Source organism: Streptomyces sp. P3, from assembly GCF_003032475.1.
In the GTDB taxonomy this organism is placed as follows: domain Bacteria; phylum Actinomycetota; class Actinomycetes; order Streptomycetales; family Streptomycetaceae; genus Streptomyces.
Genome location: NZ_CP028369.1, coordinates 4,140,556 through 4,157,454, shown reverse-complemented (window position 1 = coordinate 4,157,454; position 16,899 = coordinate 4,140,556). Strand labels below are relative to the sequence as shown.

Here is a 16,899-nt window from a genome sequence, read left to right as displayed (position 1 = left end):
GTTCATCCCTGGGTCTGCTGGATAGCTTCGCGAAGCACCTGGCGGTCGTCGAACGGACGGACCACCCCGGCGATGTCCTGGCCCTGCTCGTGGCCCTTGCCCGCGACCAGCACGGTGTCCCCGGCGTGCGCGCGGGCCACGACCGCGGCGATCGCGGCGGCCCGGTCCTCGAACAGCTGCACGTCGCCGCGCTCATGGGCCGGCACCGACGCCGCGCCCTGGAGCATCGTCGCGAGGATCGCGAGGGGGTCCTCGGAGCGCGGGTTGTCGGAGGTCAGTACGGCGGTGTCGGCGAGCCGGGCCACGGCGGCGCCCATCGGGGCGCGCTTGGTGCGGTCCCGGTCGCCGCCGCAGCCGAGGACCACGTGCAGCCGGCCCTTGGTGACCTTGCGCAGCGCCCTGAGCACCGACTCGACGGCGTCCGTCTTGTGGGCGTAGTCGACGACCGCGAGGTAGGGCTGCCCGGCGTCCACCCGCTCGAGGCGGCCCGGCACGCCCGGCACGGCGGCGACGCCGTCGGCGGCGGTCCGCGGGTCGATGCCGGCGACGGCGAGGGAGACGATGGCGGCGAGGGTGTTCGCCACGTTGAAGCTGCCCGGCAGCGGCGACCTGGCGCCGACCCGCACCCCGTCCGGGCCCAGGACGGTGAACGTCGAGTCCATCGGGCCGGTCTCGACGTCCACCGCGCGCCAGTCGGCGTCCGGGTCGCCCTCGGCGGAGAAGGTGACGACCGGCACCTCCGCCTCCCGGACCAGCCGGCGGCCGTACTCGTCGTCGAGGTTGACCACGCCGAGTTTGCTGCGTTTCCGCGTGAACAGCTGCGCCTTGGCCCGGAAGTAGTCCTCCATGCCCGAGTGGAACTCCATGTGCTCCGGGCTGAGGTTGTTGAAGACGGCGATGTCGAAGACGCAGCCGTCGACCCGGCCGAGGACCAGGGCGTGGCTGGAGACCTCCATCGCGACCGCCTCGACGCCACGCTCGCGCATGACGGCGAACAGGGCCTGGAGGTCGGTGGCTTCGGGGGTGGTGCGCTCGGACTTGATGCGCTCCTCGCCGATGCGCATCTCGACGGTGCCGATCAGGCCGGTGGACCTGACCGGCTTCAGGCCGCCCTCGACGAGGTACGCGGTGGTGGTCTTGCCGGAGGTGCCGGTGATGCCGATCTGGAGCAGGTCGCGGCCGGGGCGGCCGTAGATGGTGGCCGCCAGTTCGCCCATGGCCCCGCGCGGGTCGTCGACCACCAGGACCGGCAGACCGGTCGCGGCGGCGCGGTCGGCGCCGGCCGGGTCGGTCAGGACGGCGACCGCGCCCAGGCCCGCGGCCTGGGTGACGAAGTCGGCGCCGTGCAGGCGGGCTCCCGGGAGCGCGGCGTACAGGTCGCCGGGGCGGACCGCGCGCGAGTCGTGGGTGATGCCCGTGACCTCGGCGGCGTCAGCCGGCTGTGCGGCGCCCAGCTGATCGGCGAGCTCCGCGAGGGGTGTGGCGGAGACCTGGGCCGGTCGCGGCGGTCCCGGATATGTCACGGAAGCGCCCTTCTGGGTGGTTTGGGACTGATCAGCGTGTGGCACGGCGGTGAGCGTACCGGGCGTAGCCGCCTGCGGGCGAAGCGAGGGCGGGGCCGTCGGCGGACTCGCGGGCGGCCCGGCGGGGGGCGCCGTGTGCGGTGCGGGAGTCCCTGGGTCGGGAGTGATCATGGTCACGGGCTGGTTCCTGGCTTGCTCGGCGCTGAACAGTGGCATTCGGTGGTCGGGGGCGGAAGGGGCGGGGCGCCGCTCGGGCCGGGGGCCCGGCGGTCAGGGCGTGAAGGCGACCGGGAGGTTCGCCGCCTTCGCCCCGGTCGGTGGGACCTGCAGGGTCTTGAGGGCGAACTCCATGACCTGTTTGAAGACGGGGCCGCAGATCTGGCCGCCGAAGTAGCTGCCCTCGGTGGCGTTCTGGATGGCGCAGTAGACGGTGATGCGGGGGCTGTCGGCGGGCGCGAAGCCCGCGAACGACGAGGTGTAGCCCTTGTAGGTGCCGGTGGCCGGATCCACGCGGTTGGCGGTGCCCGTCTTGCCCGCGACGCGGTAGCCGGGGATGCGCGCCTTGGCGCCCGTGCCCTCCCGGTCGTCCACGACCGACTCCAGCATGTGGGCGAGGGTCTTCGCCGTCTTCTGGCTGACGACCCGGCTCTTCGCGGGCGAGGCCGCGGGCGTGAAGCGTCCGTCCGGCCCCCTGGTGCCGCGCACCAGGGTGGGTTCGACGCGCACGCCGCCGTTGGCGATCGTCGAGTACACCGAGGCCGCCTGGACCGCGTTCAGGGACATGCCCTGGCCGAAGGGGATCGTGTACTGCTGCGAGGTCGACCACTTGCCGGGCGGGGCGAGGATGCCCTTCGTCTCGCCGGGGAAGCCGAGCCCGGTGTGGCTGCCGAGGCCGAACTTGCGCAGGTACGAGTACAGGACCCGGTTGGCCTCGGCCTGGGTCCTGCCGAGCTGTCCGGTGGCCAGAATGGTGCCGATGTTGCTCGACTTGGCGAGCACCCCGTTGAGCGTGAGGTACCAGGTCGGGTGGTCGATGTCGTCCTTGAAGAGCCGGTCGCCGCGGTGCAGCCGGTTGGGCACGGTGACGTGCGTCAGCGGGGTGGCGGCGTTCTCCTCCAGCACGGCGGCCATGGACATGATCTTCGCGGTGGAGCCGGGCTCGTAGGCGTCCTGGACGGCCGCGTTGCCCAGGTCGCCGGGGTCCGCCTTCGACAGGTCGTTGGGGTCGAAGCCGGGCGAGTTGGCCAGGGCGAGGATCTCGCCGGTGCGGGTGTCCTGCACGATGACGTAGCCGCGGTCCGCCGCGGACTTCCGCACCTGCTCGGTGATGGCGTTCTGCGCCGCCCACTGGATGTCGCGGTCGATGGTCAGCTCCACGTCGGAGCCGGGCACCGCCGGCGTCTCGGTGGAGCCCACGGTGGGCACCTGACGGCCCCCGGACTGGGCGTAGCGGATCTTGCCGTCCTTGCCGGACAGGGTGGCGTTCAGCTGCTGCTCGACACCGCCGCCGCCCTTGCCGTCGGCGTTGACCCAGCCCAGTATCCCGGCGGCGAGATCCTTGTTGGGGTACACGCGCTTGCTGCTGGGCACGGAGAACAGCCCGGCGAGGACGTTGACCGTGGAGCGGTCCGTCTCCGCCTTGGCGGAGAGCGCTGACCTCAGGTCGCGGATCTGCTTCCACACCTGCGGGGTCTGCCGCCCGGCGAGCTTGACGTAACGCAGGCTCCTGTCCTTCGGCCGCAGCTTCCCGACCAGGACGGACTGCTGCTGCCGGAGGATCGGTGCGAGAAGGGCGGCCGCCCGCTCGGGACCGTCGTCGATCTTCAGCTGGGCGCGGGCGAACATGGTGGGGTCGGCCGTGATGTCGTAGGCGTCCTCGCTGGTCGCGAAGGCCACGCCGGTGCGGTCGGTGATCTCGCCGCGCTCGGCGGGCAGCACCTGGCCGACGTACCGGTTCTGCTCGGCCTTGGCGGTGTAGGCGCTCGCGTCGACGGCCTGCACCTGCAGGAGTCGGACGACGAAGGCGACGAGCACCAGGGCCAGCGCGAGGCCCACCATGCGCAGCCGGGGGCGGGGGCTGCCGAGCCGGATGACACGCGGCGCGGCGGCGCGGGGGGCGGGCTCGGGCGGGCGGCGGGCCGGGCGGGCCCCGGGTCCCGGGCGCCGCTGGGCGGACGCGGGACGGGAGGGCCGGGCGGGGCCGGGCACACGCCGGCGCGGCGGTTCCCTGTCGGACACTTCCGTCACCTGCCGGGGGTCTCGGGGGTGGCTGCGGTCGGGTCGGGGTCCGCGCTCCGCGCGGGGACGGCGTCCTGCTCGGGGAGGTCCTGCCGGGCCGAGGCGTCGCCCGGCGCGTCGGGACCGGCCGGTCCGGGCGCCTGCGGGAGCGTGACGGTCTCCGGCGGCCGTACGACGGGGTCCACGGAAGTCCGGGCGGCCGCGGACGGGACGCCCTTCACGGTGCCGTCGGGGTTCAGGAAGGCCGGGTCCCCGCCCGGGACCATGCCCAGTTCGCGCGCGCGGCGCTGGAGGGCGTCCGGGGCGGAGTAGGAGTCGATGTCCCGCTGGAGCGCCTGCTCCTCGTCGGTGAGGCTCTTGGTGTCCTTCTGCAGGTCGTCCTTCTTGAACGAACCCTCGCTGAGGGCCGAGTTCAGCACGAGCAGCCCGATCAGGCCGCCGCCGAGGAGCAGGACGACGAGGAGGACGAACGGCGTACGGGCGGCCTGCCTGGGGCCGGCCGGGAAGAGCCGCGCGAGGCGGGCGGCCCTCCCCTTCACCGCGGGTCTACTGCTCACTCGCCCTCCCCCGGACCCGGTGTGCGGACCCTCGGCTCACGCCCGTCATTCGATGGACTCCCTGATTCGCTCGGCCCCGCGCAGCCGCGCCGGGGCGGCGCGCCGGTTCTCGGCGATCTCCTCCTCGGTGGGAAGTTCGGCACCGCGGGTGAGCAGCTTGAGTCTCGGCTGGTAGCGCTCGGGGACGACCGGCAGCCCGGGCGGCGCGGTGTTGGCGGCGCCGGCCGCGAACACCTGCTTGACGAGCCGGTCTTCGAGCGAGTGGTACGACAGGACGGCGATCCGCCCGCCCACGTCGATCACCCTCACCGCGGCCGGGATCGCCCGTTCCAGGACGGAGAGTTCGCCGTTCACCTCGATGCGCAGCGCCTGGAAGGTGCGCTTGGCGGGATTGCCGCCGGTGCGCATGGCGGCCTGCGGAAGGGCGCCCCGGATCAGTTCGACGAGCCGCGCGCTGTTGGTGAACGGCTCCTTGTCGCGCTCGCGCACCACCGCGGAGACGATCCGCTTGGCCTGCTTCTCCTCGCCGTACGCCCGCAGGATCCGCACGAGTTCGCCGGGCGGGTAGGTGTTGAGGACCTCGGCGGCGCTGACGCCCGTCGTCTGGTCCATACGCATGTCGAGGGGGGCGTCCTGGGCGTAGGCGAAGCCGCGGTCGGCCTCGTCGAGCTGCATGGAGGAGACGCCGAGGTCGAACAGCACGCCCTGCACGCGCGCGACGCCGAGCCGGTCCAGTACCTCGGGGAGCTCGTCGTAGACGGCGTGCACGAGGGTGGCGCGCTCACCGAAGGGGGCGAGGCGCTCGCCGGACAGACGCAGCGCCTCCTTGTCGCGGTCCAGGGCGATCAGCCGGGCCTCGGGGAACCGCGTCAGCAGGGCCTCGCTGTGCCCGCCGAGGCCGAGCGTGCAGTCGACGACCACCGCTCCCGGCTCCTGGAGGGCGGGGGCCAACAGGTCCAGGCACCGCTGGAGCATCACCGGGACGTGTCGACTGTGACTCAAGGGGGCCTCTCAGATCCGGCGGGTGATGACGCACCGCCGGGTCCCCGCCCCTCGTGAAGGGAAGGCCTGCCGGCGCCGCGGGGAGATCTCGGCGGCCGGGCCGGGGTCTCACGGGTTCAGTCCAGCAGGGAGATCGTCGCCTCCCGCTTCGCGTCACTTTAGTCCACGGGGTCTCGCGGTCAATCAACCGGCCTGTGCGGCGCGGCCCGAGGCGCGCCGGGCGCCCGCAGGCTTGTGGCTTACCTCACAAAGCGGGCGTGATGACGCTCTTTTTCGCTTCTCACAGCAGGACCGCGACGCGTGTGACCAGTACCGTCATGGATATGACGACTTCCGCATCCGTACCCAGTGAGACCGCGGGCGCCATACGCGGCGAGACCGTGACCGACCGCCTCGTGGAGGCCAACGCGCGGTACGCCGACGCTTTCACCGACCCCGGCATGGACGCCCGACCCGTTCTGCACGTCGCGGTCGTGGCCTGCATGGACGCCCGCATCGACCTGCACGCCGCGCTCGGCCTGGAGCTCGGCGACTGCCACACGATCCGCAACGCGGGCGGTGTGGTCACCGACGACGTCATCCGCTCGCTCACCATCAGCCAGCGCAAGCTGGGCACCCACAGCATCGTCCTGATCCATCACACGGGGTGCGGCCTGGAAGCGATCACCGAGGACTTCCGCACGGAGCTGGAGATGGAGATCGGCCAGCGTCCGGCGTGGGCGGTGGAGTCCTTCCGGGACGTCGACCAGGACGTCCGGCAGTCGATGCAGCGGGTGCGCACCTCGCCGTTCCTGGTGCACACCGACGACGTGCGCGGCTTCGTGTTCGACGTGCGGACCGGCCTGCTCCGCGAGATCGACCCCGCGTGACCACATCGTCCCGGAGTCGTTCTTTCCTGTCGTTTCGCTGTTGATGTGCACCCCTCGGACGCCCAAACAGCCATAACCCCGACATATCACGGACGGTTGTCCACACGCGAGTGACACGAATCGGTAACGGCAGCAAGAATGCGGATGTGACGCCGCGCTGAGCAGTTCGCGGGTGGTGTCCGTGATTCGGGGTGGGCCGGTTAGCGCGACAGAGCGTCGGCCCGTGGAAAGTACGGGCCGAGGAGGGCCGGGTGACGACCTATGACGATCGAGCGAGCCTCACAGATCTGACCGCCACTGTGGAGCGTGTCCGCAGTTCGGTGGAGGGGGTGATCGAGGGCAAGCCCGAGGTCGTACGGCTTTCGCTGACCGTGCTGCTCGCCGAGGGGCATCTGCTGATCGAGGATGTGCCGGGCGTCGGGAAGACGATGCTGGCCAAGGCGCTGGCGAAGTCCATCGACTGCTCGGTGCGCCGTATCCAGTTCACGCCGGACCTGTTGCCCTCGGACATCACCGGCGTGTCCATCTGGGACCAGCAGCGCCGGGACTTCGAGTTCAAGCCCGGCGCGATCTTCTCGCAGATCGTGATCGGCGACGAGATCAACCGGGCCTCGCCCAAGACTCAGTCGGCGCTGCTGGAATCCCTGGAGGAGCGCCAGGTCACCATCGACGGGCAGACCTACGAGCTGCCCAGCCCGTTCATGGTGGTGGCCACGCAGAACCCGGTCGAGATGGAGGGCACCTACCCGCTGCCCGAGGCGCAGCGCGACCGGTTCATGGCCCGGGTCTCCATCGGCTACCCGAGCGCCGAGGCCGAGCTGCAGATGCTCGACGTGCACGGCGGGGTCAGCCCGCTGGACGACCTTCAGCCGGTCGCCCACGCGCACGAGATCGTCAAGCTCATCGACGCCGTCCGGAGCGTCCATGTGGCCGACTCGGTGCGGCGCTACGCGGTCGACCTGGTCGCCGCCACCCGCACCCACCCCGACCTCAGACTCGGCGCCTCGCCGCGCGCGACGCTGCACCTGGTGCGCGCCGCGAGGGCGACCGCCGCGCTCAACGGACGGGACTACGCGCTGCCGGACGACGTCCAGAACCTCGCCGTGGCCGTGCTCGCCCACCGACTGCTGCCCACCGCGCAGGCCCAGCTCAACCGTCGCACCGCGGAGCAGGTCGTCGAGGACATCATCCAGCGCACCCCGGTGCCCGCGACGCCCCAGCAGCACGGGTACGGGCTGGGCAACGGCACCCAGGCGTACGGCCGGCAGCAGCCGCGGAGGCTGTGATGACCGCCGGGGGGACCGGGCAGCCGTCCGCCGGCTCGGGGAGGGCGGACAGGGGCGGCGCGCGGACGGCTCTGTCCGGCCTGACCACCCGAGGCCGTTCCTTCCTGGCGGCCGGCATCGCGGCCGCCGTCTGCGCCTACGTGCTCGGACAGCCCGACCTGCTGCGGGTCGGGCTGCTGCTGGCCGCCCTGCCGCTGATCTGCGCGGCCGTCGTCTACCGCACCCGCTACCGGGTCGCCGGCAGCCGCCGCCTCGCCCCCGCGCGGGTGCCGGCGGGCAGCGAGGCCCGCGTCCATCTGCGGATGGACAACGTCTCGCGGCTGCCCACCGGCCTGCTGATGCTCCAGGACCGGGTGCCGTACGTGCTCGGCCCGCGCCCCCGCTTCGTCCTGGACCGGGTGGAGGCGGGCGGCCGCCGCGAGGTGTCCTACCGGGTCCGCTCCGACCTGCGCGGCCGCTACCCGCTGGGCCCGCTCCAGCTGCGCCTGAGCGACCCCTTCGGCATGTGCGAGCTCACCCGGTCCTTCTCCACGCACGACACCCTGACGGTGATACCGCGGGTGGAACCGCTCCCCCCGGTGCGGCTGAGCGGCGAGGCCAAGGGGTACGGCGACGGGCGGCAGCGCTCGCTGGCCCTGGCGGGCGAGGACGACGTCATCCCGCGCGGCTACCGCTACGGCGACGACCTGCGCCGGGTGCACTGGCGCTCCACCGCCCGCTACGGCGAGCTGATGGTGCGGCGCGAGGAGCAGCCGCGGCGCTCCCGCTGCACGGTGCTGCTGGACACCCGGGGCCTGGCCTACCGGGGCGCGGGCCCGGACTCCGCCTTCGAGTGGGCGGTCTCCGGCGCCGCGTCCGTGCTGGTGCACATGCTGGAACGGGGCTTCTCCGTGCGGCTGCTGACGGACACCGGCACCTCGGTGCCCGGGGAGGGCGCGGACGGCTACGCCGGGGGCGGCCAGGAGTCGACCGACGCGGCCGGACTGATGATGGACACCCTCGCGATCGTCGACCACTCCGACGGGGCGGGCCTGTCCCGGTCGTACGACGTGCTGCGCGGCGGCCACGAGGGGCTGCTGGTGGCCTTCCTCGGTGATCTCGACGAGGAGCAGGCGGCGATCGCGGCGAAGATGCGCCAGCGCAGCGCGGGCGCGGTCGCCTTCCTGCTGGACGGCGACGGCTGGACGCGTGAACCGAACGGCGCACCCGATCCGATGAACAGGCAGGAGGAGCGGCTGCGGATGCTGCGCGAAGCGGGCTGGACGGCCCTGAGCGTGCCGCGGGGCGCGACGTTGAACGAGCTGTGGCGGCTGGCGGAGCGCGACCGGGCGGGCGTGATGGCGTCGGACGGCGGGGAGGGGAGGGCATGAGCGGGCGGGCTCGACTGACACTGTGCTCCGCGGCGGCGACACTGCTGGCCTCGTGCGCCCTGCTGCCCCTGGTGGAGCCGGCGACGTGGCTGCTGCAGGCGGCGTTCCTGCTGGCGATCCAGTCCGGGGCGGGCGCGGCGGCCCGGCGCGTGCCGCTGGCCCGGCCGCTGACCGTGGCCGTCCAGGCCCTGGTCACGCTGGTGGCGCTGACCCTGGTCTTCGCCCGGGGGCACGCGGTTCTCGGGCTGGTCCCCGGCCCGGACGCCTTCCGGCACTTCGGCGACCTGCTCCAGGCGGGTTCCGACGACATCGGGCGGTACGCGATACCGGCCCCCCTGTCCGACGGCATCCGGCTCATGGTGATCGGCGGGGTCCTGGTCATCGGCCTGGCGGTGGACACCCTCGCGGTGACCTTCCGCAACGCGGCCCCGGCCGGCCTGCCGCTGCTGGCGCTGTACTCGGTCGCCGCCGGGCTGTTCGACGGATCCGCCGACTGGCTGTGGTTCCTGGTGGCCGCCGCCGGTTATCTGATGCTGCTGCTCGCCGAGGGCCGGGAGCGGCTCTCGCAGTGGGGCAGGGTCTTCGGCGGAGCCACGCACGCCCCGGGCGGGCAGTCCGGACCGGTGGCCCCGGTGCGCACCGGACGGCGCATCGGCATGGCGGCCCTGGGCGTCGCCCTCGTGGTGCCGCTGCTGCCGCTGCCGGCCGTCCAGGACGGCCTGCTGGGCGGGACGCGGGCCGGCGTGGGCGCCGGCAACGGCAGCGGGGGCACGATCTCCGCGGTGAATCCGCTGGTGTCGCTGCGCGACAGCCTGAACGTGGACGAGGACCGCACGGTCCTGACCCTGCGCACCAACAGCGGCAACCTCTCGGACCTGTACCTGCGGATCGTGTCCCTGGACGACTTCGACGGCACCACGTGGAAGCCGGCCAAGCGCCACATCACGGCCGTGCCGGACGACTTCCCGGCGCCGACCGGTCTGGGGCCCGACGTGAAACGGGCGCAGGTCACGACCCGGATCGCGGCCGCCGGCAGCTACGCGCAGGACTGGCTGCCGATGCCGTACCCCCCGAGCGGCGTCCAGATCAAGGGCAACTGGCGTTACGAGCCGGTCGGCATGACGCTGGTCGGCGACCACGGCCAGAACACCAGCGGCAAGACCTACCTGGTGACGAGCCTGGACGTGCAGCCGACGGCGCAGCAGCTGTCCTCCGCTCCCAAGGCGCCCGACTCGATCCGGCGGGACTACACCAAGGTCCCGGACTCCCTGCCCACGGTGGTGGCGCAGCAGGCCCGGGAAATCACCAGGAACGCCACCAGCGGTTACGAGAAGGCGGTCGCGCTCCAGGACTACTTCGCGGTGACCGGCGGATTCGAGTACGACACCCAGGTGGAGGTCGGCAGCGGCCGGGGCGCGATCGCCCGCTTCCTGCGGGACAAGCAGGGCTTCTGCGTCCACTTCTCGTTCGCGATGGCGGCGATGGCCCGCACGCTGGGCATACCGGCGCGGGTCGCGGTGGGCTTCGCTCCGGGCTCCCCCCAGGCGGACGGCACGGTGACGGTGAGCCTGAAGGACGCGCACGCCTGGCCGGAGCTGTACTTCGAGGGCGTCGGCTGGACGCGCTTCGAGCCGACGCCCACGCGTGGCTCGACGCCGACGTACACACTGCCGGAGACGTCGGGCCAGGCGGTGCCCGATCTGCCGCAGGCCTCCCGCTCGGCGGACGCCGCTCCGTCGGCCGCTCCTTCGGCCGGCGTCAGCTGCTCCGCCACGGACAAGAAGCTCGGCAACTGCGCCGACCCGCTGCCGCTGGACCGGACGGACCAGGGAGCGGGCGGCACCCCGTGGTACCGGATCGCCGGCTGGGCCCTGCTGGGACTCGCGGGGCTCGCCCTGCCGCTGCTGCCGATGCTGTGGCGGCTGAGACGGCGCTCGGTGCGGCTGGCGTCCGCCCAGCACGCCGCCGCCACGGCCTCCGGCGCGCCGCCCGGCCGCCGCACGGACGACGCCGACGGCCGACGCGCCGACGGCGAACCCGCGGTGCTGCTGGACGAGCCACCGCAGGAAGCCGCCGAGGCGGCCGCCGGGCATGTCCTCGCGGTGTGGCGCGAGCTCACCGACACGGCCTGGGACTACGGCATCGAGCCGGACGAGGCGCTCACGCCGCGCCGGGCCGCGGCGCGGATCGTACGGATCGGGGAGCTGGGCGAGACGGCGGGCCGTTCGGTGCACCGGGTCGCGGACGCCGTGGAGCGCGTGCTGTACGCCCCGCAGCCGAGGGCCGAGGCCGGCCTGGCGGACGAGGTCCGCAGGGTGCGGGCGGCCCTGCGGGAGAACGCGGGCCGGCGCACGCGGGTGCGTGCCGTGGTGGCGCCGCGTTCGGCCGTCCGCGCGGTGTGGGACCTCGCCGACCGCTGGGCAGCTCTCAGGGCGTCCTGGGCGGGCCGTCTGGCGACGCTGGTCCGTCGGCCGTCCCGCCAGCCGGGCGGCTGAGAAGGGGCGAGCGGGAGACAGCACGAGGGGGCGACCACCCGGCCGGGTGGTCGCCCCCTCGTCGTTGCTCGGTGGGCGGTGTCAGTGACCGCCCTGCTCGTCACGCCGGCGCTGCCAGCGTTGCTCGATACGGTCCATCATGGAGCGCTTCTGCCGACCCTGACCGCGGGTGTGCGGGGCGCCCGGGGCTCCTGCGGCGGCCTGCTCGCCGGGCTTGGGGGCCTTGCGCCAGCCGGTCACGGCGAGCACCGCGCATCCCAGCATGACGAGGAAGCCCACCACGCTCAGCCAGACCTGCTTGGCGACCATTCCGGCCATGAGGAGCGCGATACCCACGAGGAAGCCAGCGACCGCCTGGTAGACCCGCCGCCGGGTGTACGTACGCAGCCCGCTTCCCTCGAGCGCCGACGCGAACTTGGGATCTTCGGCGTACAGCGCTCGCTCCATCTGCTCGAGCATGCGCTGCTCGTGCTCCGAGAGCGGCACGGAGTCCTCCTCATCGTGCAGTCGCCGGGGCGACCCTGGGGGTCCCTTCAGGATAGGCAGGGAATCGCCCCCGTGAAACCCGCCCCTCTACGCCAATTGGCCAACCGCAGCCCGCCATGGGCGTCCCGGCTCGCTGAGGTGTCCATTCCCCGGCAGCCGACCCGTCATGCCGGGCGGTCTCCCTCGATCATACGGCGCACCGGGCCCGAACGGGGGGCCTGTGGCGTACTCCATGCACAGTCAAGCGCCTGATCAGCGGTACGACCCGGGAGGCACTCGGCTCCCGTCGGCCCCCCGTGTCTCACCGAGCACATGAAGCTGGGTGGCCACGGAGTGGAACGCGGGGAGTTCCGCGGCGGCCTCCTCGAGCTTGAGCAGCGCCTCGAGGGCGCCGGGCTCGGTGTCCACGAGCACACCGGGCACGAGGTCGGCGAAGACCCGGACGCCGTGCACCGCGCCGACCTGGAGGCCCGCGCCCTCGACCAGCGCGGTGAGCTGCTCGGCGGTGAAGCGGCGCGGCACGGGGTCGCCCTCGCCCCAGCGGCCGTCCGCGCCGGTGAGCGCCCGGTGGGCCTCCGTGAAGTGGCCGGCGAGGGCGCGCGCGAGGACGGCTCCGCCGAGGCCGGCGGCGAGGAGGCTGACGATGCCGTCGGGGCGCAACGCGGCCACCGCGTTGCGCACTCCCTCGGCCGGGTCGTCGACGTACTCCAGGACGCCATGGCACAGGACGGCGTCGTAACCGCCGCGCTCGACCACGTCGAACAGCCCGTGGGCGTCGCCCTGGACGCCCTTCACGCGGTCCGCGACGCCGGCCTCGGCGGTGCGGCGCTCGAGGGCGAACAGCGCGTTGGGGCTGGGGTCGACGACGGTGACGCGGTGCCCGAGGAGGGCGACGGGCACCGCGAAGTTGCCGCTGCCGCCCCCGGTGTCGAGAACGTCCAGCGACTCCCGACCGGTCGCCTTGATCCGGCGCTCGAGGGCGTCCTGGAGGACCTCCCAGACCACTGCGGTGCGCAGCGAGGCGCGGGAGCGGGGTTGGGAGGCGGGCGGGCGCATCGGATCCGACACGGCAGTTGACTCCTCGGCGCGGCACCGCCTCTTGCGCGGCGGAGCGAACGGGCTGCCTCCCCGCGCCCGGCCCGCGCCGGGGAGCGGGCGGGTGGCGGGAAGGCTTCAGGCGCCTTCCACCCTATTGCCTCCGCCGCCCCGACCGGTGCCGTCGGCCCACGGCCCGGCCGGCCGAGGCGGGCGACGCCGACCGCCACCTCCCCGGCCGGCCCGGGGGCCGCTTCCGGGACGGTGCGCGGCCGGGTGCCGGCGGTGGCGGCGGTGCCCGGTGGCGGGCGGGCATGTCAGCCGGCGTCCGGCAGGTCGCGCCGGCGCGCATCGGGGCCGTCGGGGTCGCCCTCCTCGTGGCGCGGCTGGGGCAGGACCGGCTGGAGCACCAGCATGCGCTCGACGAGACGGAGGAACATCGCCACGTCACGGATCAGGTCGTCGGCGTCACGGCGGCCGGCCGCGCCCTGGATGCCCGCCTCGGCCCGGGCCCGCCGCCGGGCTCCGGAGGCGAACAGCGCGCTCCACTCGGCGAGTTCGGGTGCTATCTCGGGGAGCACCTCCCAGGCGCTGCGGATGCGGGCGCGACGGCGGGAGGAAGGTTCGGGGCGGCCTCGGGCGGCGAGCACCGCCGCCGCGGTACGCAGGGCCGCGAGATGGGCCGTGGCATAGCGGTCGTTGGGGGTCTCGAGGGTGGCCGCCTCCTCCAGGCCAGCGCGGGCCTGGGCGAGCAGGTCGAGGGCGGCGGGCGGGGCTGTGGTGCGGCGGAGCACGGGGTGCACATCGCTCGCCGGGCCGGTCAGTGAGGGGGCAGGGCCGGTGGCGCGGCGCCGGTGTGAGGCGGCTGCGTGGTAGTTGGCCATGACGAACCTCCTGTCGTCAGTGTGACGGCGCGTCCGATACGGGCTGCCGTATGTGCCCATCGTGCGGTATGCCACTGACAATCCGTTCTGACCTGGGATTTTGCTTCGATCGAAAGTTCGGGCTATTTTTTGCACTGACCAGTCAGTTCAAATACTGCGGGGGAACCAGTGGACGGAGTCGGTGTGGCCGCCGACGGCTTGGGGCTGCGAGGTCCCCGCGGATGGGCGTTCCGGGGCGTGGACATCGACGCGGAGCCGGCATCGCTGATCGCGCTCGAGGGGCCCTCCGGCTCCGGCCGGACGAGCCTGCTGCTCGCCCTCACCGGGCGGATGAAGGCCACCGAGGGGACGGCGGCCGTCGGCACGGCCCGCCTGCCCCGGCAGATGGCCGCCGTACGGCGCGTCAGCGCGCTCGCGCACGTCGCCGGTGTGACGGACCTCGAGCCGGCCCTGACGGTCGGCGAGCACCTGCGCGAACGGGCGCTGCTGCAACGGCGGTTCGACGGCTCCGTACGCGATCTGCTGCGGCCGCGCGCGCAGCGGGAGGCGCGGACGACGTCACAGATCGACGCCGCGCTCGCCGCCGCCGGGCTCGACCGCGGGAGCCTGCCCAAGGGCGCGCATACCGCCGTCCGCGATCTGGAGCGCATCGAGGCCCTCCGGCTCTCCGTGGCCCTGGCGCTCATCGGGCACCCCCGGCTGCTCGGCGTCGACGACATCGACCTGAAGCTGACGGACGCCGAGCGGGCCGAGGTCTGGACGCTGCTCAGGTCGCTCGCCGAGGCGGGGACGACGGTTCTCGCCGTGTGCGGCGGCGAGGCTCCCGAGGACGCCGTTCGGGTCCGCACGGACACGGACCCCCTGGTCCGCACGGACACGGCCGCCGGGGCGCCGGCCTCGCAGGACGGCGTCCGCGCGCGAAGCGAAGAGGAACCCGCGCCCACCGGGGCGGGGCAGGACGACGGGCACGCCCCCGAGACCGGACAGGGCGGCACCGACACCACGACCGACGACGAGGAGGAGAGGGCGCATGCGCACGCCGAGACTGGCCGCGCTTGAGCTACGGCGGTTCGGCCGGGGCCGGCTCCCACGGGCGGCCCTGGTCGCGCTGCTGCTGCTGCCGCTGCTGTACGGGGCGCTGTACCTGTACTCCTTCTGGGACCCCTACGGCAGACTCGACCGCATCCCCGTGGCACTGGTGAACGACGACGAGGGCGCGAGGGCCGACGGGAAGCGGATCACCGCCGGGGACGACATCACCGCGAACCTGCGCGACAGCGCGGTCTTCGACTGGCACGAGGTGAGCGCCCGGGAGGCACGCGCGGGCGTGGAGGACGGCAGGTACTACCTGTCGCTGACCATGCCCGCCGACTTCAGCCGGCGGATCGCCTCCAGTTCCGGCGACTCCCCCGCGACCGGTGCCCTCCAGGTGCGCACGAACGACGCGAACAACTACATCGTCGGGCAGATCTCGCGGACCGTCTTCAGTGAGGTGCGCACGGCCGCGTCCACGAAGACCTCCCGGTCCTTCCTCGACAGGATCTTCGTGTCCTTCTCCGACATCCACGGCAAGACCCAGGAGGCCGCGGACGGGGCCGACGACCTGACCGGCGGCATCGGGAAGGCCGCGAAGGGCTCCAAGGCCCTCGCCGACGGGCTGGGCGACGCCAAGGACGGCAGCGGCAAGCTGGCCAAGGGTCTGACGAAGCTCGACGAGCGCGCGGACGCTCTCGAGGACGGCTCGCGGAAGGTCGCCGACGGCACCCAGGCGCTCGCCGACAAGGTCAACGGCTTCTCCGGCGCGGTGGGGCCCTTCCTCCAGGACAACGAGAAGTCCATCGGCGACACCGCCCAGCTGGTCGCCGACTCCGCCGGGCTGATCGACGGCGATCTGGCGGCCCTGGTGAAGGCGGCGCCGCCCGCCGCCAAGGCCGCGCACACGGCCTCCGACACCCTCGCCGCCCTCCACAAGGCGCGCTGCGAGACGCCCGTGCTGCCCGACCCCGCCTGCGCCGACCTGGCGAAGGCCAAGGACTCGGCCGCCGACGTGGCGACGGTCGCCGACGACGTCAACACACTGATCGCGGACCAGGACGGCGACCTGAAGACGCTCCGCACGAACCTGGGCGCCCTGCGGAAGCAGGCGCAGTCGCTCGCCGACGACGCGCCGCATCTCTCCGAGGACCTCTCCGACGCCGTGACCAAGGTCAACGCGCTGAACACGGGCGCCTCGAAAGTGGCCAAGGGTGTCAAGAAGCTGAACGGCGGGCTCGGCACCGCGAAGAAGGGCTCCGTCGACCTGGACTCGGGCGTCGGCAAGCTGGAGACCGGCGCCGAGAACCTCGACGGCGGCATGTTCAAGCTCTCCGACGGCTCCGGCAAACTCGCCGACGGCCTGCACGACGGCGTCCGGCGGATCCCCGACTACGACGAGCGGCAACGCGACGCGCGCACCGCCGTCATGGCCGACCCCGTGCGGCTGGTCTCCCAGGACCTGCACAAGGCGCCCAACTACGGCACCGGATTCGCCCCGTACTTCATCCCGCTGTCGCTGTGGGTGGGCGCGATGGTGGCGTACATGCTGATCGCCCCGATGAACCGGCGCGCGCTGGCCGCCGGCGCCCCGGCGTGGCGGATCGCGCTGGCGGGCTGGCTCCCGGTGGTGGCGATCGGGGTGCTGCAGACCACGGCGCTGATGGCCGTGCTGCACTGGTGGGTCGGTCTCGAGATGGTGCGGGCGGCGGGCACGGTGGGCTTCCTGTTCCTGGTGTCGGCGTGCTTCGCGGCGCTCGTGCAGTGGCTCAACGCGCGCTTCGGAGCGGCGGGCCGGATCCTCGTCCTCGCCCTGCTGATGCTGCAGCTGACGTCCGCGGGCGGAACCTACCCCGTCCAGACCAGCCCCGGATTCTTCACCGCGGTGCATCCCTACCTGCCGATGAGTCACGTGGTCGACGCGCTGCGCCGGCTCATCACGGGCGGCGGCCTGGCACCGGTGTGGCAGGCGTGCGTGGTGCTCGTCGCCTTCACCGCGGGAGCTCTCGCGCTGACCGCCCTGTCGGCGCGACGCCGGCAGGTGTGGACGCCGGCCCGGCTGCACCCGGAGCTGACCCTGTGAGGATCCGTAGTCCGGACGACCGAGTTCCTGTGACAATCG

At 73.3% G+C, this 16,899-nt stretch carries 13 protein-coding genes; 6 read left to right on the top strand and 7 right to left on the bottom strand.

Annotated elements, in window-relative coordinates; translation table 11 throughout:
* Window positions 1–2: 2 nt before the first annotated feature.
* From C6376_RS18640 to rsmH, 4 genes are all read right to left on the bottom strand, one after another.
* Complete coding sequence (locus C6376_RS18640; protein ID WP_254075995.1) at window positions 3–1,568, bottom strand: UDP-N-acetylmuramoyl-L-alanyl-D-glutamate--2,6-diaminopimelate ligase; 1,566 nt, start codon at window positions 1,566–1,568, stop codon at window positions 3–5.
* 225 nt (window positions 1,569–1,793) lie between these two features.
* Window positions 1,794–3,770, bottom strand: coding sequence for a penicillin-binding protein 2 (locus C6376_RS18635; RefSeq protein WP_107444455.1), 1,977 nt, complete (start codon window positions 3,768–3,770; stop codon window positions 1,794–1,796).
* Window positions 3,767–4,318 carry a septum formation initiator family protein gene (locus tag C6376_RS18630; RefSeq protein WP_107444454.1) on the bottom strand — a complete coding sequence of 184 codons (552 nt, stop codon included), beginning with the start codon at window positions 4,316–4,318 and terminating at the stop codon, window positions 3,767–3,769. The genes C6376_RS18635 and C6376_RS18630 overlap by 4 nt, the downstream gene beginning before the upstream one ends.
* Before the next feature lie 45 nt (window positions 4,319–4,363).
* Window positions 4,364–5,320 carry a 16S rRNA (cytosine(1402)-N(4))-methyltransferase RsmH gene (rsmH, locus tag C6376_RS18625; RefSeq protein WP_107444453.1) on the bottom strand — a complete coding sequence of 319 codons (957 nt, stop codon included), beginning with the start codon at window positions 5,318–5,320 and terminating at the stop codon, window positions 4,364–4,366.
* Between the two features lie 323 nt (window positions 5,321–5,643).
* Between rsmH and C6376_RS18620 the strand changes: the two genes are divergently transcribed.
* The 4 genes from C6376_RS18620 (at window position 5,644) to C6376_RS18605 (ending at window position 11,340) form a co-directional block, all read left to right on the top strand.
* Window positions 5,644–6,189, top strand: a complete 546-nt coding sequence (locus tag C6376_RS18620) for a carbonic anhydrase (RefSeq protein WP_254075994.1) — start codon at window positions 5,644–5,646, stop codon at window positions 6,187–6,189.
* Between the two features lie 251 nt (window positions 6,190–6,440).
* Window positions 6,441–7,475: a MoxR family ATPase gene (locus tag C6376_RS18615; RefSeq protein WP_107444451.1), complete on the top strand. Its 1,035-nt coding sequence runs from the start codon at window positions 6,441–6,443 to the stop codon at window positions 7,473–7,475.
* The gene (locus tag C6376_RS18610; RefSeq protein ID WP_107444450.1) at window positions 7,475–8,845 is read left to right on the top strand and encodes a DUF58 domain-containing protein; all 1,371 of its coding nucleotides are present in this window, start codon (window positions 7,475–7,477) and stop codon (window positions 8,843–8,845) included. Before C6376_RS18615 ends, C6376_RS18610 begins: the two co-directional genes overlap by 1 nt.
* Entirely contained in the window at window positions 8,842–11,340 is a 2,499-nt protein-coding gene (locus C6376_RS18605; protein ID WP_107444449.1) for a DUF3488 and transglutaminase-like domain-containing protein, read from the top strand. The genes C6376_RS18610 and C6376_RS18605 overlap by 4 nt, the downstream gene beginning before the upstream one ends.
* Before the next feature lie 81 nt (window positions 11,341–11,421).
* Here C6376_RS18605 and C6376_RS18600 read toward each other — a convergent pair whose 3' ends face one another.
* The 3 genes from C6376_RS18600 to C6376_RS18590 all read right to left on the bottom strand — a co-directional run bounded on the left by C6376_RS18600 (window position 11,422) and on the right by C6376_RS18590 (window position 13,745).
* Window positions 11,422–11,826 carry a DUF3040 domain-containing protein gene (locus C6376_RS18600; RefSeq protein ID WP_107444448.1) on the bottom strand — a complete coding sequence of 135 codons (405 nt, stop codon included), beginning with the start codon at window positions 11,824–11,826 and terminating at the stop codon, window positions 11,422–11,424.
* A gap of 252 nt (window positions 11,827–12,078) precedes the next feature.
* On the bottom strand, window positions 12,079–12,894 hold the full coding sequence (locus C6376_RS18595; RefSeq protein WP_107444447.1) for a methyltransferase: 816 nt from the start codon (window positions 12,892–12,894) through the stop codon (window positions 12,079–12,081).
* A 284-nt stretch (window positions 12,895–13,178) separates the two neighbouring features.
* Window positions 13,179–13,745, bottom strand: coding sequence for an SAV_6107 family HEPN domain-containing protein (locus tag C6376_RS18590; protein WP_107444446.1), 567 nt, complete (start codon window positions 13,743–13,745; stop codon window positions 13,179–13,181).
* Window positions 13,746–13,913: 168 nt separating this feature from the next.
* Here C6376_RS18590 and C6376_RS18585 point away from each other — a divergent pair, with 168 nt between their 5' ends.
* Together C6376_RS18585 and C6376_RS18580 are read left to right on the top strand one after the other, a co-directional pair.
* A complete protein-coding gene (locus C6376_RS18585; RefSeq protein WP_107444445.1) occupies window positions 13,914–14,804 on the top strand; it encodes an ATP-binding cassette domain-containing protein in 891 nt (296 codons plus the stop codon).
* Window positions 14,776–16,860: a YhgE/Pip family protein gene (locus C6376_RS18580; RefSeq protein WP_107444444.1), complete on the top strand. Its 2,085-nt coding sequence runs from the start codon at window positions 14,776–14,778 to the stop codon at window positions 16,858–16,860. Before C6376_RS18585 ends, C6376_RS18580 begins: the two co-directional genes overlap by 29 nt.
* Window positions 16,861–16,899: the final 39 nt, after the last annotated feature.